23 protein-coding genes are annotated in these 22,649 nt (G+C 66.4%); 15 read left to right on the forward strand and 8 right to left on the reverse strand.

Annotated elements, in window-relative coordinates; all coding sequences use genetic code 11:
* The first annotated feature begins 49 nt into the window (after positions 1-49).
* Positions 50-886, forward strand: a complete 837-nt coding sequence (locus AB0I14_RS18545; protein ID WP_358024514.1) for a class I SAM-dependent methyltransferase — start codon at positions 50-52, stop codon at positions 884-886.
* A 6-nt stretch (positions 887-892) separates the two neighbouring features.
* Here the strand turns inward: AB0I14_RS18545 and AB0I14_RS18550 are convergent, their stop codons facing one another.
* On the reverse strand, positions 893-2,446 hold the full coding sequence (locus AB0I14_RS18550; RefSeq protein ID WP_358024517.1) for a succinic semialdehyde dehydrogenase: 1,554 nt from the start codon (positions 2,444-2,446) through the stop codon (positions 893-895).
* Between the two features lie 130 nt (positions 2,447-2,576).
* Between AB0I14_RS18550 and AB0I14_RS18555 the strand changes: the two genes are divergently transcribed.
* Complete coding sequence (locus tag AB0I14_RS18555; RefSeq protein ID WP_358024519.1) at positions 2,577-2,972, forward strand: VOC family protein; 396 nt, start codon at positions 2,577-2,579, stop codon at positions 2,970-2,972.
* Here the strand turns inward: AB0I14_RS18555 and AB0I14_RS18560 are convergent.
* Entirely contained in the window at positions 2,909-3,634 is a 726-nt protein-coding gene (locus tag AB0I14_RS18560; RefSeq protein WP_358024521.1) for a helix-turn-helix domain-containing protein, read from the reverse strand. The two genes, AB0I14_RS18555 and AB0I14_RS18560, sit on opposite strands and share 64 nt — an antisense overlap.
* 42 nt (positions 3,635-3,676) lie before the next feature.
* On the opposite strand from AB0I14_RS18560, the gene AB0I14_RS18565 reads away from it, so the two are divergent.
* The gene (locus AB0I14_RS18565; RefSeq protein WP_358024524.1) at positions 3,677-4,231 is read left to right on the forward strand and encodes a TetR family transcriptional regulator; all 555 of its coding nucleotides are present in this window, start codon (positions 3,677-3,679) and stop codon (positions 4,229-4,231) included.
* Here AB0I14_RS18565 and AB0I14_RS18570 read toward each other — a convergent pair.
* The 4 genes from AB0I14_RS18570 to AB0I14_RS18585 all read right to left on the reverse strand — a co-directional run bounded on the left by AB0I14_RS18570 (position 4,217) and on the right by AB0I14_RS18585 (position 9,067).
* Positions 4,217-5,191, reverse strand: a complete 975-nt coding sequence (locus AB0I14_RS18570) for an NAD-dependent epimerase/dehydratase family protein (RefSeq protein WP_358024527.1) — start codon at positions 5,189-5,191, stop codon at positions 4,217-4,219. The genes AB0I14_RS18565 and AB0I14_RS18570 overlap by 15 nt on opposite strands.
* 69 nt (positions 5,192-5,260) lie before the next feature.
* Positions 5,261-6,772, reverse strand: a complete 1,512-nt coding sequence (fadD17, locus tag AB0I14_RS18575; RefSeq protein WP_358024530.1) for a long-chain-fatty-acid--CoA ligase FadD17 — start codon at positions 6,770-6,772, stop codon at positions 5,261-5,263.
* Between the two features lie 2 nt (positions 6,773-6,774).
* Entirely contained in the window at positions 6,775-7,872 is a 1,098-nt protein-coding gene (locus AB0I14_RS18580; protein WP_358024533.1) for an acyl-CoA dehydrogenase family protein, read from the reverse strand.
* Positions 7,873-7,885: 13 nt separating this feature from the next.
* Complete coding sequence (locus AB0I14_RS18585; protein WP_358024536.1) at positions 7,886-9,067, reverse strand: acyl-CoA dehydrogenase family protein; 1,182 nt, start codon at positions 9,065-9,067, stop codon at positions 7,886-7,888.
* A gap of 165 nt (positions 9,068-9,232) precedes the next feature.
* Between AB0I14_RS18585 and AB0I14_RS18590 the strand changes: the two genes are divergently transcribed.
* The 12 genes from AB0I14_RS18590 (at position 9,233) to AB0I14_RS18645 (ending at position 21,014) form a co-directional block, all read left to right on the forward strand.
* The gene (locus AB0I14_RS18590; RefSeq protein ID WP_036391771.1) at positions 9,233-9,424 is read left to right on the forward strand and encodes a ferredoxin; all 192 of its coding nucleotides are present in this window, start codon (positions 9,233-9,235) and stop codon (positions 9,422-9,424) included.
* Between the two features lie 12 nt (positions 9,425-9,436).
* On the forward strand, positions 9,437-10,354 hold the full coding sequence (locus AB0I14_RS18595) for a 3-oxoacyl-ACP reductase (RefSeq protein ID WP_358024539.1): 918 nt from the start codon (positions 9,437-9,439) through the stop codon (positions 10,352-10,354).
* Between the two features lie 271 nt (positions 10,355-10,625).
* Positions 10,626-11,390, forward strand: coding sequence for an ABC transporter permease (locus AB0I14_RS18600; protein WP_358024542.1), 765 nt, complete (start codon positions 10,626-10,628; stop codon positions 11,388-11,390).
* Positions 11,387-12,229 carry an ABC transporter permease gene (locus AB0I14_RS18605; protein WP_358024545.1) on the forward strand — a complete coding sequence of 281 codons (843 nt, stop codon included), beginning with the start codon at positions 11,387-11,389 and terminating at the stop codon, positions 12,227-12,229. The genes AB0I14_RS18600 and AB0I14_RS18605 overlap by 4 nt, the downstream gene beginning before the upstream one ends.
* Before the next feature lie 15 nt (positions 12,230-12,244).
* A complete protein-coding gene (locus AB0I14_RS18610; RefSeq protein ID WP_358024548.1) occupies positions 12,245-13,450 on the forward strand; it encodes an MCE family protein in 1,206 nt (401 codons plus the stop codon).
* Positions 13,450-14,496: an MCE family protein gene (locus AB0I14_RS18615; RefSeq protein WP_358024550.1), complete on the forward strand. Its 1,047-nt coding sequence runs from the start codon at positions 13,450-13,452 to the stop codon at positions 14,494-14,496. The genes AB0I14_RS18610 and AB0I14_RS18615 overlap by 1 nt, the downstream gene beginning before the upstream one ends.
* A complete protein-coding gene (locus AB0I14_RS18620) occupies positions 14,489-15,547 on the forward strand; it encodes a virulence factor Mce family protein (RefSeq protein ID WP_358024553.1) in 1,059 nt (352 codons plus the stop codon). The genes AB0I14_RS18615 and AB0I14_RS18620 overlap by 8 nt, the downstream gene beginning before the upstream one ends.
* Positions 15,544-16,950, forward strand: coding sequence for an MCE family protein (locus AB0I14_RS18625; protein ID WP_358024556.1), 1,407 nt, complete (start codon positions 15,544-15,546; stop codon positions 16,948-16,950). The genes AB0I14_RS18620 and AB0I14_RS18625 overlap by 4 nt, the downstream gene beginning before the upstream one ends.
* Positions 16,947-18,143 (forward strand): MCE family protein, encoded by a 1,197-nt coding sequence (locus tag AB0I14_RS18630; RefSeq protein WP_358024559.1) that lies wholly within the window; start codon positions 16,947-16,949, stop codon positions 18,141-18,143. The genes AB0I14_RS18625 and AB0I14_RS18630 overlap by 4 nt, the downstream gene beginning before the upstream one ends.
* A complete protein-coding gene (locus AB0I14_RS18635; protein ID WP_358024562.1) occupies positions 18,143-19,831 on the forward strand; it encodes an MCE family protein in 1,689 nt (562 codons plus the stop codon). Before AB0I14_RS18630 ends, AB0I14_RS18635 begins: the two co-directional genes overlap by 1 nt.
* A complete protein-coding gene (locus AB0I14_RS18640) occupies positions 19,831-20,529 on the forward strand; it encodes a mammalian cell entry protein (protein ID WP_358024564.1) in 699 nt (232 codons plus the stop codon). The genes AB0I14_RS18635 and AB0I14_RS18640 overlap by 1 nt, the downstream gene beginning before the upstream one ends.
* Positions 20,529-21,014: a mammalian cell entry protein gene (locus AB0I14_RS18645; RefSeq protein WP_358024567.1), complete on the forward strand. Its 486-nt coding sequence runs from the start codon at positions 20,529-20,531 to the stop codon at positions 21,012-21,014. The genes AB0I14_RS18640 and AB0I14_RS18645 overlap by 1 nt, the downstream gene beginning before the upstream one ends.
* A gap of 6 nt (positions 21,015-21,020) precedes the next feature.
* On the opposite strand, the gene AB0I14_RS18650 is transcribed toward AB0I14_RS18645, so the two are convergent.
* The gene (locus AB0I14_RS18650) at positions 21,021-22,472 is read right to left on the reverse strand and encodes a trehalose-6-phosphate synthase (RefSeq protein ID WP_358024570.1); all 1,452 of its coding nucleotides are present in this window, start codon (positions 22,470-22,472) and stop codon (positions 21,021-21,023) included.
* Positions 22,473-22,637, reverse strand: a complete 165-nt coding sequence (locus AB0I14_RS18655) for a hypothetical protein (protein WP_358024572.1) — start codon at positions 22,635-22,637, stop codon at positions 22,473-22,475. It abuts the gene before it with no gap.
* Positions 22,638-22,649: the final 12 nt, after the last annotated feature.

Below are 22,649 nucleotides of genomic sequence, written 5' to 3' on the forward strand. Positions count from 1 at the left end.
GCGATCTGGGTGCAGGCTCGACGGCGTTCAGGTGGGTATGGTCGAGCTGGTGAATGTAGCGGACGCTCTTGCGGCCAATCGTGCCAATTGGGATGACCGGGCGGACGTGCATGCCCGATCCCAGATGTATGACGTGGCAGGGTTTCTGGCCGATCCCACCGAAATCTCCCGGGTCGTGCTGAACGACCTGGAGGTGCTCGCACCGCACCTACCCGAAGCCGGGGTGGCAGACCGTTCGCTGCTGCACCTGCAGTGCCACATCGGTACCGACACCGTCTCCTGGGCGAGGCTGGGAGCCCGCGACGTTCACGGAGTGGATCTGTCCCCGAACTCGTTGCGGCACGCGGCCAGGATCGCCGAGGCCGACGGACGTGACATCACCTGGGTCGAGGGCGATGCCCGGTTCGCGTCGAGCTTGATCCGACGGCGTTTCGAGACCGTGGTGACCAGTGCCGGAACCATCGTGTGGTTGCCCGAGCTCGCCCACTGGGCCCGATCGATCCACGACCTGCTGGAGCCCGATGGGGTGTTCCTGATCCGCGACGACCATCCGCTTATGGGGGCGATGGACTTCGAACCGTGGGACATCACCGACGATTACCTCAGCGGGGGCGGTGCCCGAACCTACGACGACGCCGGGACTTACACCGAAGATTCGGCCGGACAGATCGAACACGTGCGCAACCACGAGTGGCGTCACGATCTATCCGAAGTCGTCACATCGTTGCGGCAGGTCGGACTCGTCATCGAGGCGCTCGCCGAGTTGCCGTACATGGACTGGGCCGCCTTCCCAGCTCTTGTGCCCTGCACACAAGGGTGGGCCCTGCCTCCGGGAACGCCGAGGATCCCGCTGAACTTCGCGGTCGTCGCACGGCGCCCCCGGTAAGCGGGTCTAGCGACCCGGCAGCTTCTGCAGCGCCCTGATCATCGGCGTAAGCGCCTTCTGCCAGAACGTCTGCGAGATCCCCAGTGGCGGATCGAGATTGATCACCCGCGCGGTGGAGACGGTCTGCGACTCGGTGTATTTGAGGATCCCGTCGGCACCGTGGCGGCGCCCGACGCCGGAGGCCTTCATGCCGCCCATCGGGGCTGCGGTACTGCCGAACGCCAGGGCGTAGCCCTCGTCGACGTTGACCGTGCCGGAGCTGATCTGGGCGGCGATCTTCTCACCTTCGGACTTCGATCCCGCCCACACGCTCGCGTTGAGGCCGTACTCGGTGTCGTTGGCCTTCTCGACAGCCTCGGCGACGGAACCGACCGGGTAGATCGACACCAGTGGGCCGAAGGTCTCGTTGCGCGCGCACTCCATCTCGTCGGTGACACCGGTCAGCACAGTCGGCTCGAAGAACAACGGGCCGATGTCGGGGCGCGCGTTGCCGCCGGCAACAACCTTGGCTCCCTTGGCTTTTGCATCATCGACATGTCCGGACACCGTCTTGATCTGATCTTCGGAGATCAGGCTGCCCATGTCGGCGGTGAAGTCGTAGGCCGCCGACAGGTTCATGTTGCGCACCTGCTCGGCGAACTTGGCGGTGAACTCGTCGGCGATCTCCCGCTCGACGTAGATCCGCTCGATCGAGATGCACAGCTGACCGGCATTGGAGAAGCAGGCGCGGGTGGCGGCCTTGGCGGCCACCTTCAGGTTGGCGCCCTTGGTGACGATCATCGGGTTCTTGCCGCCGAGTTCGGCGGAGAAACCGATCAACCGGCGCCCGCACTGCTCGGCCAGGGCCCGCCCGGTGGCCGTCGAACCGGTGAACATCATGTAGTCGCAGTTCTCGACGATCGCGGTGCCGACCACCGAACCCGGGCCGGGAACCACCGCGAACAGATCGCGCGGCAGACCGGCCTGATACAGCAGCTCGGCGTTGGCCAACGTGCAGTACGGCGTCTGACTGTCCGGCTTGACCACCACGGCATTGCCGGCCAACAGGGCCGGGATGGAATCCGAGATCGACAGGGTCATGGGGTAATTCCACGGCGAGATGACGCCGATGACGCCCTTTGGGTGGTGGTTGACCACGGTCTTGACGAACCCCGGCAGCAGACCCTGCACCCGCTTCGTCGAGAGCAGCCGGGCTGCCTCACGCGCGTAATAGTTCGAGTTCAAGATCATGTCGACGATCTCTTCTTGCGCGGCTGAGCGGGCCTTGCCGGTCTCGGCCTGGGCCACATCCATCAGGAAGTCGCGATTCTTGGCCAGCAGTGCGCCGAAGCGCTTGACGATGGCGGCGCGTTCCTTGACCGGGCGCTTGGCCCACTGTGCCTGCGCGGCACGGGCTTTGGCGAACGCGGCGGCCACGTCGTCGGCGGTGCCGATCGGAATGGTGGTCAGTTCCTTACCGGTGAAGACCTCGTCGATCGGCTTGGACTGCCGGGCATCGACATCGTCGATGGCGACGAGCGCGCGCAGGCGGGCGAAGTCGGCGGCGGACGGAGCGGGCATCGGAAGACTCTCCCTACTGGCAAGTAACAAACAGTCATGGTCAACCTACTCGGTACCGACGGTCCGACAAAGGGCCAGGTTGTCCGATCTGTTCACGACGGCGGGTGGTATCGCGCCTTAACCTGCGGATATGGCCTTGAACCTGAACTCGGCGGTCATCGAGATCGTCGCCGAGAACCTGCCCCGATCCTTGGACTTCTATCGGCTGCTCGGCCTCGCGGTGCCCCAGCCGGACGGGCCGCACGTCGAGGTGGCGTTGCCGGGCGGAAACCGGCTCGCGTTCGACACCGAGGAGGTGATCGCCGGCATGCATCCCGGGTGGACGCCGCCGGCCGGGCCGGGGTGGGTGGCGCTGGCCTTCGGGGTCGATTCGCCCGGCGACGTCGACGAACTCTATGAACGGCTCACCGGCGCCGGGTACCAGGGAACGCTCAAGCCGTTCGACGCGCCGTGGGGGCAGCGCTATGCGACTGTCGAAGATCCCGACGGAACGTCGGTGGATCTGTTCGCAGCACTGGAAACCTGACGCAGCTGCGGAATTCCCACCCCGGCCAGGGCACGGACCTCACGGTGCAGGTGCGGCTGATCGGCGTAGCCGGCCTGTGCCGCAACCACGCTGGCGCTCGCACCGGTGCCGATCAGTGCCACCGCGCGACGGAACCGGAGGATGCGACGCAGTGTCGCCGGCCCGTACCCGTACACCGCGGTGCACTGCCGTTGCATTGTTCGGGTCGACCAGCCGACGTGGCGGGCCGTGGCACTGACCGACTCGCCGGCCGCCAGCCGGCGTGTGACGTCGTGCAGCGCCGGCAGCGCCCAAGGAGCGGTCTCGGTACGAGGCGCCCGGGCTGCCAGTGTCACGGCGAGCTCATCGAGCGAGCCGCCCTCGTCGATCACGCACAACTCGCGAAGGTCGACCCGGGTGTTGCGCAGTTCGGAGGCCGGAACACCGAGTAAGCGGGGCAGGACGCCGGGGCGAAACCGTAAACCCTGCAGGGGATCCCGGCTTGCGGCGGCGACGAACGCCGTGGTGTCGGGGCCGGCGACGACGATCTTGCCGTCCAGCGAGATCAGATCCATGCAGCCGTCCGGCAGAATCCGGCCGGGTTCTGCCGCGCCGGTGCGGATCCACTGGCACTCCACGAGGCTGCGCAGCCGGGGCGGCGGATCGTGTTCGCGGTAGCCCACGTCACCGACGCTACCCGCGTCACGATGCGGTTGAATCGGGGAATGACCGGGCGACCACGCGACACGTCGATCGACGAGCGCGTGCTCGAGGTCACCCGTGAGTTGCTGGTCGAGGTGGGCTGGGACGACCTGAGCGTGCGGTTGGTCGCGGTGCGGTCCGGAGTGGGCAGGTCCAGCCTGAACCGGCGCTGGTCGTCGAAGGCCGAACTGGTGCTGCACGCGATCCTCGGCGAATCACCCGACATGTCACCGTTTTCCGGGACCGACCTGGCGGGGTGGATCGATTGGGTGGTGCGCGGCAGCCATCAGCTGTTCAGCCGCCCGGACGTGAGCGAGGCCGTGCCCGGGCTGCTGCTGGCGCTGCGCGAGAACGCCGAGTTGCGCAAGGCCTTGTGGGACGGGTTCAGCGGGCCGGCGATCGAGATGTTCGCCGCCAGGGGATACGGGTCGGAGTCCGATGCCAGGGCCGCCCTGTCCATGGCGGCCGGGGCGGCGCTGTTCACGACGACGGTGGCGACCGACGACGATTCGCCCGAACTGCAGCAGCGCGTGGTGGCACTGCTGGGCAGGGCGCTGGGCGTGTCACCGGCCGAATGAGGCCAGCATGGCGGCCTGCGGCGAGCGCCAGGCCCCGATGCCCAGATCGGTGAGCGTGCTCTTGTCGTCGGTGGGGGTGGCGGCGGTCAGCAGCATCGCCGCCTCGTAGCTGATCCCGTCACCGAGCGGCAGCACCCCGCCGAGCAGATCCGAGCACCAGCCGATGCCGCGGAAAAGGCCGGCCGACACGGGGATTCGTCGGATCCGGCGCCCGCCACCCTGCTCCAGCACATCGATCATCTCGTTGAACGACACCATCACGCCGCCGCAGACATAGCGTCTGGGCCCGCGTCCGGGTGCCATCAGCCGTTCGTGTACCAGCGCGACGTCGCGCACGTCGATCATCTGCATGCCACCGGTCATCCGCGGTGCCAGACCGGCCTTGGCGATCGGTGCCCAACCGCGCTCGGTGACCCCGGCGGCGGTGAAGTACGCCGGGCCCACCACGCTCGACGGATAGGTCACCACAACCGGGGCGCCGGCGTCCTGCAACCGCCGGGCCACCCGGTCGGCATACGCCTTGGTCTGGGCGTAGGGGCTGCGGCCCGGCGCCGGTGGGGTGTCGGCGGAGATCACCCCGTTGGGCGGCGGGAACATTGAGCTGTAGCTGCTGACCGAGACGATGGGATCGAGACCGGCCTCGACGGCGCGGTTCAGCACGGCCTCGGCGGCGTGCGCGTTGATCTCCCACATCAGTTGTTCACGGCGGCGATCGGTGCCGACGATGCCCGCGGCGTGGATCAGGGCGTCGCAGCCCGCGAGCAGGTCTCCGACGGTGTCGCTGTCGCGGATGTCGCCTTCCAGCACGGACATCTCGCCCAAAGCGGCGAGGTGTCCGATCACTTCGTCGCCGCCACAACCCGGTGCGACCAGCAGGCGGATGCGGTGTCCCGCGGCCAGCAGGCCCCGCACGGTGTGGGCCCCGAGGTAGCCGGTGCCTCCGGTCACTGCGATGTGCATGCTGCGCCTCCCATGTTTCGATGCCGATGGTATCGAAAGGGGTGGCGGTGCGCCCGCCCAGGTATCTGGCTAGCGGGAGATCGGCCAGACCGGGTCGGCGCAGTCGGTACCCTCGGCCGACAACTGCCGCTTGATCACCTTGAACGTCTCGGTACGCGGCAGGGCGGTGCCGATCCGCACGTACGACGGCCACTGCTTGGGGCCCAGATCCGGCTGTTCGGCCAGGAAGGTCCGGAACTTGTCGATGTCGAACGGCGTGCCTGCGGCCAGGACCAGCGCGGCCATCACCTGATCACCGACATTGGGGTCGGGGATCGGGTACACCGCGACCTCGCCGACGTCGGGGTAGCGCAACAGGATTCGCTCGATCGGTGCGGTTCCCAGGTTCTCGCCGTCCACCCGCATCCAGTCGCCGAGCCGCCCGGCGAAGTGTGCGTAGCCGTCCTCGTCGAGATAGGCCAGATCGCCGGTGTGGTAGATGCCGCCGGCCATCCGGGCCGCCTCGGCGTCGGGATCGTTGTAGTAGCCGCGGAACCAGCCGGCGCCCGTCGGGTTCACCAACTCGCCGACCACGCCGGGCGGGCACGGTTCACCGGTGTCCACGTCGACGATCGTCACCTGATCGGTGAGCGGGCCGAGGGCGCCTTCGGGAGTGTCGGGGGTGCGGGCGATGGCCACACCGCCCTCGCTGGAACCGAATCCGTCGACCACGGTCACGCCGAACCTCTCGGCGAACCGGCTCAGATCCCGCGGTGAGCCCTCGTTGCCGTAGAGGATCCGCAACGGGTTGTCGGCGTCGTCGGGCGCCGGCTCGGTGGCCAGGATGTAGGACAGCGGCTTGCCGACGTAGTTGGCATAGGTGGCGCCGAAGCGCCGGATGTCGGGGATGAATCCGGATGCGGAGAACTTGCGCCGCAACGCAATCGACGCACCGGCCGCGGCTGCGACGGCCCAGCCGGCCATGATCGCGTTGGAGTGGAACAGCGGCATCGACAGGTAGACGGTGTCGCCCGGCCCCAGCCCGAAACGGTCGGCCAGCATCTGGCCCGGAAATGCCACCTTGTCGTGGGTGACCCGCACCGCCTTGGGGTCGCCACTGGTTCCGGAGGTGAAGATGAGCATGAACAGGTCATCGGCCGACAGGTCGGCGAACGTCACCGGGGTGTCCCGGTACGACGCGAGTTCGGCTGCCCAGTAGGCGGATTCGACATCGATGAAATCCACCCCGGGCGGGACGGCGTCAGGGTTGTCGGTCAGAACCAGCTGGCAGTCGGCCTGTGCGATGTCACGGGCCAGCGCCTCGCCGCGGCGGGTCTGGTTGAGCCCGACGGGCACCAGCCCGTTCAGTCCCGCGGCCACCAACAGGCTGGAGAAGAACGTGGTGTTGCCCAGCAGCGCCCCCACATGTGGGGGTTCGGTGGGGTCCAACCGTGCCCGCAGCGCCGCGGCCAGTTGCGCACCGGCGGCGATGTGGTCGGCCCAGCTGACGAACGAATCCTCTTGGTAGACACCACGGTCGGTGATGTCGGCCAGCGGGATCAGCAGCTCGGTGACCGTCGGGCCGACGGTTGGACCCCCCATCCCTAGACCGGGGTGTCGGCGAGTTCGCGGCCGATACGCAGCAGCTGCCCGGTGGCCCCACCGACCCCGAACTCGGTCTGCTTGGCGGCCAGGAAGTACCGGTGGACCGGGTGATCCATGTCGATGCCGACGCCACCGTGCACGTGCACCGCGGTGTGGGCGACGCGATGGCCGGCCTCGGCCGCCCAGAAGGCGGCACTGGCGACATCGATGTCGGCGGGCAGGTCCTCGGACAACCGCCATGCCGCCTGGGTCAGCGTCAGACGCAGGCCCTTCACGTCGATGTAGCCGTCGGCCAGTCGCGCCGAGACAGCCTGGAAGCTGCCGATCGGCCGGTCGAATTGCTCCCGCTCGCGGGCATATTCGGATGTCAGCTCCAGCGCCCGCTCCAGCACACCGAGCTGGAAGGCGCTGTGGCCCAGGGCCGCGTGCGTGGTCAGCCACGCCGCCACTTCCGCGCCACCGACGACGCGTGCGGCGTCGACCGTGGCGGCCTGCAGCTCCAGGTGGGCGACACTACCCTTACCTGTGGTGCTCAGCACGCTGATCGTCACGCCGGGATCGTCACCGGAGACCAGGAAAACGCGGACCCCGGAATCGGTTTCGGCCGGAACCAGGAACGCGTCGGCGATCGGCCCGTAGTTCACCTGGGTGCGGGTGCCGGTGAGCTTGTACCCAGGACCGTCGGCCTGAGCCTGCACCGGGCCCTGGCCCATCTCGCCGTCGAGGGCCACTGCCAGGATCTTGTCGCCGGCCACCGCGGGCTGAGCCCACTCGGTGCGCAGCTCCTCGGACCCGAACGCGGCCAGCGCACCGGCGCCCAACACCACTGAATCCAGGTAGGGCACGGCGGCCAACTGGCGGCCCAGCGCGGTCAACACGGCGGCCTGCTCCAGTACGCCGAAACCACCGCCTCCCACCGACTCGGGCGCCGCGGCCGAGAGCACGTCGGCCTCGACCAGCTTGGCCCACAGGTCGGCGTCGAAACGCTGATCCAGGCCGTCGAGCTCACGCTGACGTTCGGGCGTGCACACCGACTCGGTGATCGTGCGCACCAGGCCACCCAGGTCGGCGGCCGCTTCGGTCGTCTTGAAATCCATTGGTGTGCCGTCCTTACCGGTTCACTCGGGGCAGGCCGAGCGCGACCATGCCGATGATGTCACGCTGAATCTCGTTGGTGCCGCCGCCGAAGGTCAGGATCAGCGCCGAACGGTGGAACCGCTCGATGCGGCCACGCAGCAGCGCACCCGCGCTGTCGGGGCGCAACGTCGCCGCGGTGCCCAGCACCTCCATCAGCAGGCGGTAGGCCTCGGTGGCCAACTCGGTGCCGTACACCTTGGCCGCCGACGCATCCGCTGGTGAGGGTGCGCCGTCCTCGGCAGAGGCCAGCTCCCAGTTGATCAGCTTGAGAACCTCGGCCTTGGCGTGCACCCGGGCCAGGTTGAGCTGCACCCACTCGGAGTCGATGACCCGCTTGCCGTGCACGTCCTTGGTGTTCTGGGCCCACTCGCGGACCCCGTCGAGCGCGACGTAGATCGGCTGCGAGGACACCAGCGCGACGCGCTCGTGGTTGAGCTGGTTGGTCACCAGTTTCCAGCCGGCGTTCTCCTCGCCGACCAGGTTGGTGACGGGGATGCGGACGTCCTGGTAATAGGTGGCGCTGGTGTCGACGCCGGACATGGTGTGCACCGGCGTCCAGGAGAAACCCTCGGCCGTGGTCGGCATGATCAGCATCGAGATGCCGCGGTGCTTCCTGGCCTCGGGGTTGGTGCGCACGGCCAGCCACACGTAGTCGGCGTAGGCGATGAGCGACGTCCACATCTTCTGGCCGTTGACCACATAGTCATCGCCGTCGCGGACCGCGGTGGTCCGCAGTGCGGCCAGGTCGGTGCCCGCGCCGGGTTCGGAGTAGCCGATCGAGAAGTGCAGCTCGCCCGCAGCGATCTTGGGCAGGAAGAACTTCTTCTGCTCGTCGGTGCCGAAGTGCATGATCGTCGGCGCGACGCTGTTGATCGTCAGGAACGGCACCGGGGCGCCGGCGATCGCAGCCTCGTCGGTGAAGATCAGCGACTCCATCGGGGTACGCGCCTGTCCGCCGTACTCCTCGGGCCAGTTCAGCGTCAGCCAGCCGTCTTTGCCCATCTGCGCGACCGTGTCGCGGTAGATGGTGCCTCGTCCCATCTCGCCCTCGGACGAGCTGAGGGCTTCGACCCGTTCGGGCGTCATCAACTTGGAGAAGTACGCGCGCAACTCGCGGCGCAGCTCCTCCTGCTCGGGGGTGTAACCGATCCGCATTGCGCTGCATCCTTACTGCTTGATAGACCTGAGTTCTCACCTGGTTGTAACACGTTCTAGTCTTAGGATCCAGGCCGGTGTCTGACTGGTATCTGTCAGGTGTGGTCGTATTCTGTGGCTGCACGCACGCAGCCCCGTGTGTGCACACGTCGTGAGGAGGTCGCCATGCGAGTAGAAGTTGACCGTGATCGCTGCGAAGGCAATGCGGTCTGCGTGGGTATTGCCCCTGATTTGTTCGATCTTGACGACGACGACTATGCCGTGGTCAAGTCCGATCCGGTGCCTGCCGACCAGGAGGATCTGGCCGAGCAGTCCATCGCCGAATGCCCCCGTGCAGCCCTGATCCGAAAAGACTAGAGGTATTCATAAATGACCGACGACGCTCAGATCGATCTGTCCGGAAAAGTGGCCGTGGTCACCGGCGCGGCCGCAGGCTTGGGCCGCGCTGAAGCCATCGGCCTGGCCAAGGCCGGGGCGACCGTGGTGGTCAACGACATGGCCGCCGCGCTGGACGCCTCCGATGTCCTCGACGAGATCGCGGCCGCCGGCGCCAAGGGCGTCGCGGTTGCCGGCGACATCAGCGCGCGCTCGACCGCCGACGAGCTGGTCGCGACCGCCGACGGTCTGGGCGGCCTGGGCATCGTCGTCAACAACGCGGGTATCACCCGCGACCGGATCCTGTTCAACATGAGCGACGAGGAGTGGGACGCGGTCATCGCGGTGCACCTGCGCGGCCACTTCCTGCTGACCCGCAATGCCGCCGTCTACTGGCGCAACAAGGCCAAGGCGGGGGATGGCACGGTTTACGGCCGGATCATCAACACCTCGTCGGAGGCCGGACTGTCGGGTCCGGTCGGACAGCCCAACTACGGAGCCGCCAAGGCGGGCATCACCGCGCTCACGGTGTCGGCAGCCCGCGCCCTGGAGCGCTTCGGCGTACGGGCCAACGCGATCGCGCCGCGGGCTCGCACGGCCATGACTGCAGGCGTCTTCGGCGACGCCCCCGAGACGGCCGACGGACAGGTCGATCCGCTGTCGACCGACCATGTCGTCACTCTTGTACGGTTCCTCGCCGCGCCCGCGTCCGAAGCGGTCAACGGCCAGCTGTTCATCGTCTATGGTCCAACTGTCACGTTGGTTGCGCCGCCCACAGCGGAGAAGCATTTCACTGCTGACTCCGCTGCCTGGAACCCGGCCGACCTCAGCGGGGCACTGCACGAATACTTTGCTGACCGTGACCTGGAGCGTGGATTCTCGGCTACCGAGCTGATGGCTTCACGAGACTGACAGTCTCGTTGAGGGCCAATCAACGTAACTGGAACGCGTTCTATTCGAGGGTCAACCCCACCTGTCCTGAGCTGGGAAAACCGCTGTTGAAGCCGATAATTTGAATTCTTTGACAGTGCGAACATGTTCTAGTTAATATGATCCGGCTCACTAAGAGCGCAATAAGACCAAGGGGTGGGAGGGCAGCCACGACATGTGGCCGTCAATTTTTCGCTAACTCGAGTTTCCGCGAAATTTCCTTACCCTAAGTACCCCGAGAACGGAGCCCAGGTTGATCGAACAGCTTGCGGTTCCGGCCCGGGCCGTGGGCGGCTTCGTCGAGATGTCCTTGGACACCTTCGCCAAGACTTTCCGTCGACCGTTCCAGTTCAAAGAGTTCCTGGATCAAACTTGGATGATCGCACGGGTCTCGCTCGTGCCGACCCTGCTGGTCGCCATCCCGTTCACGGTTCTGGTCGCGTTCACGCTCAACATCCTCCTTCGCGAGATCGGTGCCGCCGACCTGTCCGGCGCAGGCACCGCCTTCGGCACCATCACCCAGCTCGGCCCGGTCGTGACCGTGCTGGTGGTGGCCGGCGCAGGCGCCACGGCGATCTGCGCCGACCTGGGCGCCCGGACCATCCGCGAAGAGATCGACGCCATGCGGGTGCTGGGCATCGATCCGATCCAACGACTCGTCGTACCCCGCGTGCTGGCCTCGACCTTCGTGGCCCTGCTGCTCAACGGCCTGGTCTGCGCGATCGGTCTGGCCGGCGGCTACGTCTTCTCGGTGTTCCTGCAGGGCGTGAACCCGGGATCCTTCATCAACGGCCTGACCGTGCTGACCGGGCTCGGCGAGCTGGTGCTCGCCGAGATCAAGGCGCTGTTGTTCGGCGTGGTGGCCGGGCTGGTCGGGTGCTACCGCGGGTTGACCGTAAAAGGAGGCCCGAAGGGTGTCGGTAACGCAGTGAACGAAACGGTGGTCTACGCCTTCATCTGCCTGTTCGTGATCAACGTGATCATGACGGCCATCGGGGTCCGGGTGCTTGTGCGATGAGTTATGACGCCACGCTCCGCTTCCGCCGGCTGTTCCGCGGCGTGCCCAAGATCGTCGACAACGTCGGCGAACAGGCGCTGTTCTACGGCGAGACCATGCGGTACCTGCCCAACGCGGTCAACCGCTACCGCAAGGAGACCATCCGGCTGGTAGCCGAGATGACCATGGGCGCGGGAGCCCTGGTGATGATCGGCGGCACCGTCGGCGTCGCGGCCTTCCTCACCCTGGCTTCCGGCGGTGTGATTGCGGTGCAGGGGTATTCGTCGCTGGGCAACATCGGTATCGAGGCCCTCACCGGCTTCCTGTCGGCATTCCTCAACGTGCGCATCGTGGCACCGGTGATCGCCGGTATCGCCTTGGCGGCCACCATCGGCGCGGGCGCCACCGCCCAGCTCGGCGCCATGCGGGTGGCCGAGGAGATCGACGCCGTCGAAGCGATGGCCGTCCACGCGGTGTCGTATCTGGTCTCCACCCGGCTGCTGGCCGGCCTGATCGCGATCGTGCCGCTGTACTCCCTGTCGGTGCTGGCCGCGTTCTTCGCCGCGAGGTTCACCACGGTGTTCATCAACGGCCAGTCAGCCGGTCTGTATGACCACTACTTCAATACCTTCCTGATACCCAGTGACCTGTTGTGGTCTTTCCTCCAGGCGATCGTGATGGCTATCGCGGTGATGCTCGTGCACACCTACTACGGCTACAACGCCTCCGGTGGGCCCGTCGGCGTGGGCATCGCGGTCGGTCAGGCCGTGCGCACCTCGCTGATCGTCGTCGTCACCATCACGCTGTTCATCTCCCTGGCCGTCTACGGCGCGTCCGGCAACTTCAACCTTTCCGGGTAGGTGGCAGGAACTTCTATGACAGACGCACCCTCCAAGCACCGTCGTCACGTCAGGATCGCCGCCGCGATCCTCGCTGCGATCGTGGCCGCCGCAGTGGTCTTCACCTACCTGTCCTACACAGCAGCGTTCACGCCGACCGACACCGTCAGCCTGACCGCGCCGCGGGCCGGCCTGGTCATGGACCGCGACGCCAAGGTCAAGTACCGGGGCATCCAGATCGGCAAGGTCACCGACATCGCGTATGCCGGTGGTGAGGCGAAGCTGACGCTGTCCATCAACCGCGGCGAGATGCGGTACATCCCATCCAACGCCACGGTGCGGATCGCGGGTAACACGATCTTCGGCGCGAAGTCGGTGGAATTCCTGACGCCGGCACAGCCGCAGCCGACGTCGCTGCGGCCGGGCAGCACTGTCGCTGCCAAGGACGTGCAGCTGGAGGTCAACACCCTCTTCCAGACGCTGTCCGATGTGCTCAACAAGATCGACCCGGTCAGCCTGAACGCCACGCTGAGCGCCCTGGGCGAGGGCCTGCGAGGGCACGGCGACGATCTGGGCACGGCCATGTCGGGGCTCAACAGCTATCTGCAGCAGATCAATCCGAAGTTACCCACGCTGCAGGACGACTTCGCCAAGGCAGCCGCGGTGGCCAACATCTACGGTGACGCCGGACCGGACCTGGCCCGCATCGTCGACAACGTGCCTGCCCTCAACAAAACCATCGTCGACGAGAAGACCAACCTCAACGCCACGCTGCTGGCCGCGACCGGGTTGGCGAACAACGGCACCGCGACCCTGCAGCCGGCCGCTGACGATTACATCGCCGCCATTCAGCGGCTGCGGGCCCCGTTGAAAGTGGCCAGCGACTACTCACCCGAGTTCGGCTGCGTGCTTAAGGGTGTGTCGATCGGTGTCGATCGATTCGCGCCGATCATCGGTGGTATCCGGCCAGGTCTGTTCGTGTCGTCGAACTTCCTGCCCGGCGCCCCCGCGTACACCTATCCGGAAAGCCTGCCGATCGTGAACGCGTCGGGCGGCCCCAACTGCCGTGGCCTGCCGGACATGCCGTCGAAGCAATTCGGTGGCAGCTGGTACCACGCGCCCTTCCTGGTGACCGACAACGCCTACGTGCCGTTCCAGCCGAACACAGAGGTGCAGTTCGACGCCCCGGCGACGCTGCAGTTCCTGTTCAACGGCGCATTCGCGGAGAGGGATCGCTTCTGATGGCGTCCAACGCGCGTTCTGACCGGACCTTGCTCAAGGTCAGCATCTTCACCATCGCCATGCTGTTGGTGGCGGCGATGCTGGTCGTGGTGTTCGGCGAATTCCGGTTCGCTTCCGAGAATGGCTACCACGCCACGTTCAGCCAGGCCTCACGGTTGAAGGCAGGCCAGGACGTCCGTATCGCGGGTGTGCCGGTTGGCACCGTCAAGGACGTGAAGCTCAACGCGGACAACACCGTCGACGTGAGGTTCCTGGTCAACAAGCGCTACCAGCTCTACACGTCGAGCCAGGCCAAGGTGCGCTACGAGAACCTGGTCGGCGACCGGTATCTCGAGATCACCTCGGGCCCCGGCGAATTGCGCAAGCTTCCGCCAGGCTCGACCCTCCCGCAGCAGAACACCCAGCCGGCACTCGATCTCGATGCGCTGCTGGGTGGATTGCGCCCGGTGATGAAGGGCCTCGACGGCAACAAGGTCAACGAGATCTCCAACGCGGTGATCGAATTGCTGCAGGGCCAGGGCGGTGCGCTGGCCAACATGTTGACCAGCACGAGTGCCTTCACCCAGAACCTGGCCGCTCGAGATCAGCTGATCGGCGACGTGATCACCAACCTGAACACGGTGCTCGGGACGGTCGATGAGAAGGGCACCCAGTTCGACACCAGTGTGGACGAACTGCAGAAGCTGATAACCGGTTTGTCCGAGGGGCGAGACCCGATCGCCGGTGCGATCGCGCCGCTGGCCTCGGCGGAGAACGACCTGACCGACATGCTCGACAAGTCGCGTCGCCCGCTGCAGGCCGTCATCGAGAACGCGCGCCCGCTGGCGCAGCGCCTCGACGAACGCAAGGCCGACGTCAACAAGGTCATCGAGCCGCTCGCCGAGAATTACCTGCGGCTGAACGGACTTGGCGCCTACGGCTCGTTCTTCAACATCTATTACTGCTCGATCCGGATGAAGCTCAACGGTCCAGCAGGCAGCGACCTTCTGATTCCGTTCGGCGGTCCGCCGGATCCGTCCAAGGGGAGGTGTTCGGACAATGGCTAGGCGCGATGGCGACACGGCACTGCGCACCGGGATATTCGGGATCGCCCTGGTGGTGTGCGTGGTGCTGGTGTCCTTCGGCTACACCGGGCTCCCGTTCTTCCCACAGGGCAAGAAGTACGAGGCGTACTTCAGCGACGCCGGCGGGATCGACCCGGGCAACGACGTCAATGTCTCCGGCATCGCCGTCGGCAAGGTCACCGGAGTCGCGCTGGCCGGCGACACCGCCAAGGTCAGTTTCACGGTGGACCGCAACATCAAGATCGGCGATCAATCGCTGGTCGCGATCAAGACCGAAACCGTTCTCGGGCAGAAGTCGCTCTCGGTGACGCCGAAGGGCAGCGGGACCTCGACGGTGATCCCGTTGGGGCGCACCACGACTCCGTACACGCTCAACACCGCCTTGCAGGATCTCGGCCAGAACGTCTCCGAACTGGACAAGCCGAAGTTCGAGCAGGCCCTCACGACACTGACCGACACACTGCGCGACGCCACGCCGCAGCTGCGCGGTGCGCTGGACGGGGTGGCCAACTTGTCGCGCAGCATCAACAAGCGTGACGAGGCTCTCGAAGGATTGCTGGCGCACGCCAAGCGGGTGTCGGATCTGCTGGCCTCACGCGCCGGGCAGGTCAACCAGCTGGTCACCGACGGCAACCAGCTGTTCGCCGCTCTCGACGAGCGCAGACAGGCGCTGAGCAACCTGATCGCGGGCATCGACGATGTGTCCAAACAACTTTCGGGATTCGTCGCCGACAACCGCAAGGAATTCAAGCCGGCGCTCGAGAAGCTCAACCTGGTGATGGACAACCTGTTGGAGCGCAAAGAGCACATCGGCGAGGCGCTGAAGCGGCTGCCACCGTATGCGACGACGCTTGCCGAGGTGGTCGGCAACGGTCCGGGCTTCAACATCAACCTGTACGGCCTGCCCCCCGCGTCGATGTCCGAGGTCCTGCTCGATACCTACTTCCAGCCAGGGAAGCTGCCCGACAGTCTCGCTGACATGCTGCGCGGATATATCTCCGAACGCACGATCGTTAGGCCGAAATCGCCATGACACAAGAGAATTCGGTGTCCGGTCGCAACCGGTGGCTGCGGATTGGGCTGGCTGTCCTGCTGCTGGCTGTTCTCGCCGTCGGCGTGTACCAGGTGTGGCCGTCGCGGACCGGCCCCAAGCTCACGGCGTACTTCACCAACGCAGTCGGGCTGTACCCCGGCGACGAGGTGCGGATCGTCGGCGTGCCGGTGGGCACGATCGACTCGATCGAGCCGCGGCCCTCGGACGTCAAGATCGAGATGACGCTCGATCGGGGCATCAAGGTTCCCGCCGATGCCAGGGCTCTGATTCTCTCGCCGAACCTGGTGTCGGCCAGGTTCATTCAGCTGACGCCGGCCTACACCGAAGGCGACGTGATCGCCGACGGCGCGTCGATCGGACTGGACCGCACCGGAGTCCCGGTCGAGTGGGACGAGGTCAAGGAGCAGCTCACCCAGCTCAGTTCGCAACTCGGACCGCAGGCCAACTCGGTCCAGGGCCCGATCGCGGCGTTCGTCGATCAAGCGGCCACCACGTTCGACGGCAACGGTGACTCCTTCCGCAATGCGCTGCGTGAGTTGTCCCAGACTGCGGGCCGGTTGGGTGATTCGCGTACCGATCTGTTCGGCACGGTGAAGAACCTGCAGGTGCTCGTCAACGCGCTGTCCAACAGCAACGAGCAGATTGTGCAGTTCACCAATCATGTGGCGTCGGTGTCGCAGGTACTGGCCGACAGCTCCAACGGTCTCGATCAGACCCTGGCCACCCTGAACCAGGCGCTGGGCGATGTCCGTGGTTTCCTCAACCAGAACAACGATGCGCTGATCGCCCAGGTGGGCAAGCTCGCCGACTTCACCCAGATCATCACCGATCACAGCGACGACATCGAGCAGATCCTGCACGTCACACCCAATGGCCTGGCCAACTTCTACAACATCTACAACCCGGCCCAGGGCACCGTCGGTGGTCTGCTGTCACTGCCCAACTTCGCCAACCCGGTGCAGTTCATCTGCGGTGGCACGTTCGACATCGGTGCCAACCCGGACAACTACAAGCGCGCCGAGATCTGCCGGCAGCGGATGGGGCCCGTGCTGCGACGCATCACGATGAACTACCCGCCGGTGCTGTTCCACCCGGTCAACAGCATCACCGCCTACAAGGGGCAGATCCAGTACGACACCCCGCAGACCGAGGCGAAGTCGGAGACGCCGGTGCCGTACCTGCAGTGGCAGAACAACCCTGGCGTGACGCCGCCGCAGATCCCGCACGACGCAACGCTGAGTTCGCTGATCCTGCCGCCGGATGCACCCGCACCGGCGCCCGGAACAGGGGTTGGTCCCGCGCCGGGGCCGGGGCCGGCGCCCGCGCCAGGGCCTGAGGCCGCGCCTGCTCCCGCACCTGCCGAGGCTGGTGCCGGCGGATGATGAGGGGTAAAGCATTGAGGGGTAAGGCATCCCGGTTCGGCGGCCGCACGCTGGCGATCGGCAGCGGCGCGATGCTGCTGGCCGGCTGCCAGTTCGGCGGGCTCAACTCGCTGAACATGCCGGGCACCGCCGGGCACGGTAAGGGGTCCTACACCGTCACCGTGCAGTTGCCGGATGTGGCGACCCTGCCGCAGAACTCGCCGGTGATGGTCGACGACGTCACCGTGGGCAGCGTGTCCGGTCTGGACGCCGTGCAGCGCCCGGACGGAACCTTCTATGCGGCCGTGCAGCTGTCGCTGGACGGTGATGTGAAGCTGCCGGCGAATGCCGTGGCGCGCGTTGCCCAGACCTCGCTGCTGGGTTCGCAGCACGTGCAGCTCTCTGAACCGGTCGACGAGCCCCCGCAGGGACAGTTGCGGCAGGGCTCCAACATCTCGTTGGCGCAGAAGGGCCGCTACCCGACCACCGAGGAAGTGCTGTCTTCGCTCGGCATGGTGGTCAACAAGGGTAATCTCGGTGCGCTGCAGGACATCACCGATGAGGCCTACGCCGCTGTCGCAGGACGGGCCGGAAGCTTCGCCGAGCTGATCCCACGCCTGGCCGAGCTGACCTCATCGCTGGACCAGCAGACCAACGACATCATCGCCGCGGCCGAAGGGCTCAACCGCTTCTCCTCGATTCTGGCTCGCAGCAAGGACAACCTGGGCCGCACGCTCGACACGTTGCCCGGGGCGCTGAAGGTGCTCAACGACAATCGCTCGAACATCGTCGAGGCGTTCACCGCGTTGCGCGGCTTCGCCGAGGTGGGTTCGCGGATCCTGTCTCAGACCAAGGACGATTTCGCTGCCGATATCAAGGATCTCTATCCGGTGATCAAGGCGTTCAACGACAACGCCGACGATTTGATTAAGGACCTGGAGTTCCTGCCGACCTTCCCGTTCCACTACAAGTACCTGCGCAACGCGGTCCGCGGCGACTACCTCAACGTGTTCGTCACCTTCGATCTGACGCTGCGCCGGTTCGGTGAGTCGGTCTTCACCACCGGCGGATTCGACCCGAACATGAAGCACCTCAACGAGGTGATCAACCCGCCGGACTGGCTGCTCGGTGAGATGGCCAACCTCTCCGGACAGGCCGCCGACCCGTTCAAGATTCCTGTCGGAACTGCCACCCAGCATGAGGAGAAGCCGTAATGATCGACCGGCTTACCCGTATGCAGTTGATGATCTTCGGGGTCGTCACCGTCCTGACCGTCGGTGCGATTTCGCTGTTCTATCTGCATCTGCCTGCTGCCGTCGGGATCGGCACGTATCACGTCAACGCCAATTTCGTTGCCGGCGGCGGGATTTACGAGAACGCCAACGTCACCTACCGCGGGGTGACCGTGGGCCGCGTGGACTCGGTGGGCCTGGCTCCCGACGGTGTGGTCGCCAGGATGCAGCTCAACAGCAGCACGGCGATCCCGAGTGACGTCACCGCGACCGTCAAGAGCGTCTCGGCGGTCGGTGAGCAGTACATCGATCTGATTCCGTCGGACTCACCGTCGACCGACAAGTTGCGCAACGGCGCGACCATCGATCAGCGGAACACCCGGGTCGGCCAGGACATCGCCGGCATGCTGCACGAGGCCGACACACTGGTCAGCAGCATCGGAAACAGCCGGCTGCAGGATCTGCTGCGCGAGAGCTTCAAGGCGTTCAACGGATCCGGGCCGGAGCTCGCGCGGCTCATCCAGTCCTCACGCCTGCTCATCGACGAGGCCAACGCCAACGCCGGGGAGACGACCCAGCTGATCGACCAGGCCGGACCGTTCCTGGAAGCGCAGATGCGCAGCGGTGACAACATCCGCTCACTGGCCGACGGGCTGGCCCGGTTCACCGGCGAGGTGAACAAGGCCGACCCGCAGCTGCGCACCACCCTCAAGACCGTGCCTGGCGCCACCGAGGCAGCCAATACCGCGTTCAGTGGTATCCGGCCGACGTTCCCGGTGCTGGCGGCCAACCTGGCCAACTTCGGCCGGATCGGCGTGATCTACAGCAAGTCGCTCGAGCAGGCGCTGGTGATCTTCCCGGCCCTCATGGCCGCGCTGAACACGGTGGCCGGCGGAGTTCCCTCGGACGAGGGCGGCAAGCTCGACTTCAAGGTCGACCTCGGCGATGCGCCGCCGTGTCTGACGGGCTTCCTGCCGCCGACGCAGACCCGGTCCCCTGCGGACCTGACCCTGCGGGATCTGCCGACCGACATGTACTGCAAGACCGCGCAGAACGATCCGTCCGTGGTGCGTGGCGCGCGCAACTACCCGTGCCAGGAGTTCCCGGGCAAGCGGGCACCCACGATCCAGTTGTGCCGCGACCCCAAGGGCTACATTCCGGTGGGTACGAACCCGTGGCGCGGCCCGCCAGTGCCTTATGGAACGCCGATCGAGGACGGGCGCAACATCCTGCCGCCCAACAAGTTCCCGAACATCCCGCCGCAGGTCGATCCGGACCCGGGCCCGCCGGTGGTGCAGCTGCCGCCGGGTGTGGAACCGGGCCCGGGACCGGCCCCACACGCACCGTTCCCGCTGCCGGTGCCGCCGAACACGCCGGGAACGCCCCCGCCACCGTGGCCGTACTTCGCGCCGCCGGACCAGATCGTGCCGCCGTACGGTCGGACCGCCCCGCCCGGGGCGGAAGCACCCGCTCCTGCTCCGGCTCCGGATGCGCCGTTACCGGCCGAGGCACCACCTCTGGCCAGCGCACCGACGACGGGCACCTACGATCAGCACAGTGGGGTTTTCGCTGACGCCGATGGCGGCACCGGTGTGTATGCAGCCGGCGCCGAGAATCTGGCACCTGCGGAGACCTGGGTAGATCTGATGCTGGATCCAAGGCAGGCTTAATGACTGAAGAAACGGCCTCGAACCAGAGGCCGGTGCGTAGGCGCGCGTCCAGGGCGGCCGGCCCGACCGGGGCCGGGACCGCCGACGAGGTGAACACAACGACCGTGCTGGTCGATTCATCGATCGGCACGGCGCCCAGGGCGTCGAAACCGGCACCGCTGAAGGCGCCGCCCCCGCGGCGTGCCCATCGCGGCCTGGTGGCGCTGGTGACGGTCCTGGTGCTGGGCGTGGCGACTGCGGCGCTGGGCGCGCTGGCTTACGTCATGCGCGATCAGCAGCAGGGTGTGGATGCCCTACAGGCCCGCAACGAACGCTTCGTCGACACCGGCAAGCAAACCGCGATCAACATGTTCAGCTACACCCAGGACACCATCGACGAGAGCGTGAACCGCTTCATCGACGGCACCAGTGGCCCGCTGCGCGACATGATGAGCCAGGGCAACAACGCTGACAACCTCAAGGCACTGTTCCGTGATACTCAGGCCAGCTCGGAAGCCGTGGTCAACGGAGCGGCGCTGGAGAAGGTGGACGACATCGCCGGGAACGCGTCGGTGCTCGTGGCGGTGCGCGTCACGGTCGCCAACCTGGACGGGGTCAATTCTCCGACCCGTCCGTACCGGTTGCGGGTGATCGTGCACGAGGACGACAACGGGCACATGACCGGATACGACCTCAAGTACCCAGACGGTGGAAACTGATGCGCTCGAAGTTCGTTGCCCTGCTGATCGGCCTGCTGACGGTGGCTTTCGTCGCCTTCGCCGGTATCGGTGGCTCGCTCTACTGGAACCGTGTGATGCAGCGCGGCCAGGAGGCCACCAGGGCGGAGTTGCCGGCGGTGGCAGCCGCGCAGATCCCGAAGGTGTTCGGCTACGATTTTCAGACCGTCGAGCGCAGCCTGATAGAAACCTATCCGCTGCTCGCCCCGGACTTCCGGGAGAAGTTCGAGCAGGACGCCACCGCCAAGGTGATCCCCGAGGCGCGAAAGCGCCAGCTCGTGGTTCAGATCAGCATCGTCGGTGTCGGTGTGATGACGGCAGAGCGCGAATCGGGATCGGTGCTGGTGTACATGAACCGCACGGTGACCGACCAGTCCCGCCAACCGTTGTACGACGGCAGCCGGCTGAAGGTCGACTACCGCAAGATCGGCGGGGACTGGCTGATCAACGCGATCAACCCGGTCTAGCCTGGTTCAGCCCGCTTTGGTCTCCGCGAGTGCGTCGAGGAAGGCGCGGGCCCAACGGTCGACATCATGGGCCAGCACCTGGCGGCGCAGTGCCCTCATCCGACGCCTGCCCTCCTCGGGGCTCTGCTCCAGCGCCGCCTCGATCGCATCCTTGACGCCCTCGAGATGGTGCGGGTTCGTCAGGTAGGCCTGACGCAGCTCGGCCGCCGCACCGGTGAACTCGGACAGGACCAGGGCGCCGCCGAGGTCGCTGCGGCAGGCCACGTATTCCTTGGCCACCAGGTTCATCCCGTCGCGTAGCGGGGTGACCAGCATGACGTCGGCCGCGACGAAGAACGCGATGAGCTCGTCACGCGGCACGGGCCGGTGCAGGTAGTGCACGACCGGGTGCCCGACCTCGCCGTATTCGCCGTTGATGTGGCCGACCTGGCGCTCGATGTCCTCACGCATCGCCTTGTAGCTCTCGACGCGTTCGCGGCTTGGCGTCGCGAGCTGCACCAGAACGGTGTCATCGCGTTTGACCCGGTGCTCCTCGAGCAGTTCGGAGAACGCGCGGAGCCGCACGTCGATGCCTTTGGTGTAGTCGAGCCGGTCGACGCCGAGCAGGATCTTGCGCGGGTTGCCGAGTTCGGCGCGGATCTGCCGGGCCCGCTGCCTGATGGCTCGGTTGCGGGCCTTGCTGTCGAGGTCGGCGGAGTCGATCGAGATGGGGAAGGCCCCGACCTTGACGGTGCGGAAGCCGTAGGAGATCTCGCCGAAGCGCGACCGCACACCGATCGATGCGCGCGTCGTGTTGGCCCCGATCAGCCGCCGGGCCAGCACCAAGAAGTTCTGGGCACCACCGGCGAGGTGGAAGCCGACCAGATCGGCTCCGAGCAGGCCCTCGACGATCTCGGTGCGCCACGGCATCTGCATGAACAGTTCGACCGGCGGGAAGGGGATGTGCAGGAAGAAGCCGATGGTGACGTCGGGACGCAGCATGCGCAGCATCTTGGGGACGAGCTGCAGCTGATAGTCCTGGATCCAGACCGTGGCACCGGGTGCGGCGGCCCGGGCCGTGGCCTCGGCGAAACGCCGGTTCACCTCGACGTAGCTGTCCCACCACGCGCGGTGGTACACGGGTTTGACGATCAGGTCGTGGTAGAGCGGCCACAGGGTGGCGTTCGAGAACCCCTCGTAGTAATCCGCGACATCTTGCGCGGACAACTCGACGGGGTAGAGCGTCAGGTCTTCCTCGACGATGGGCTCTTCGCCGCTGTCGGGAACCCCGGCCCAGCCGATCCACGCGCCGCGGCGTTTGCGCAGCAGCGGTTCCAGTGCGGTTACCAGACCGCCGGGGCTGCGCTTCCAGGTCGTGGTGCCATCCGGCAACCGCTCCATGTCGATGGGCAGCCGGTTGGCCACCACGACGAAGTCGGAGTTACCGGAGGCGGCTTCGGGGCCGCCCTCCGGACTCATTTACGCCTCGGTTTTCGAGGGCCCAATACCGAGCATCGACAGGAACATCCGGCACTCGTCGGCGTCGGTGGCGTAGGTCGCCACGACGCGGCGAGCCTGGCTGGCGGTGCTGTCGGCCAGCGGCTCGACGTCCTCGATCTCGGCGGTTTCAGTTTTCGCAGGCATGACACAACTGTA

The organism is Mycobacterium sp. NPDC050441 (assembly GCF_040655355.1).
GTDB lineage: Bacteria > Actinomycetota > Actinomycetes > Mycobacteriales > Mycobacteriaceae > Mycobacterium.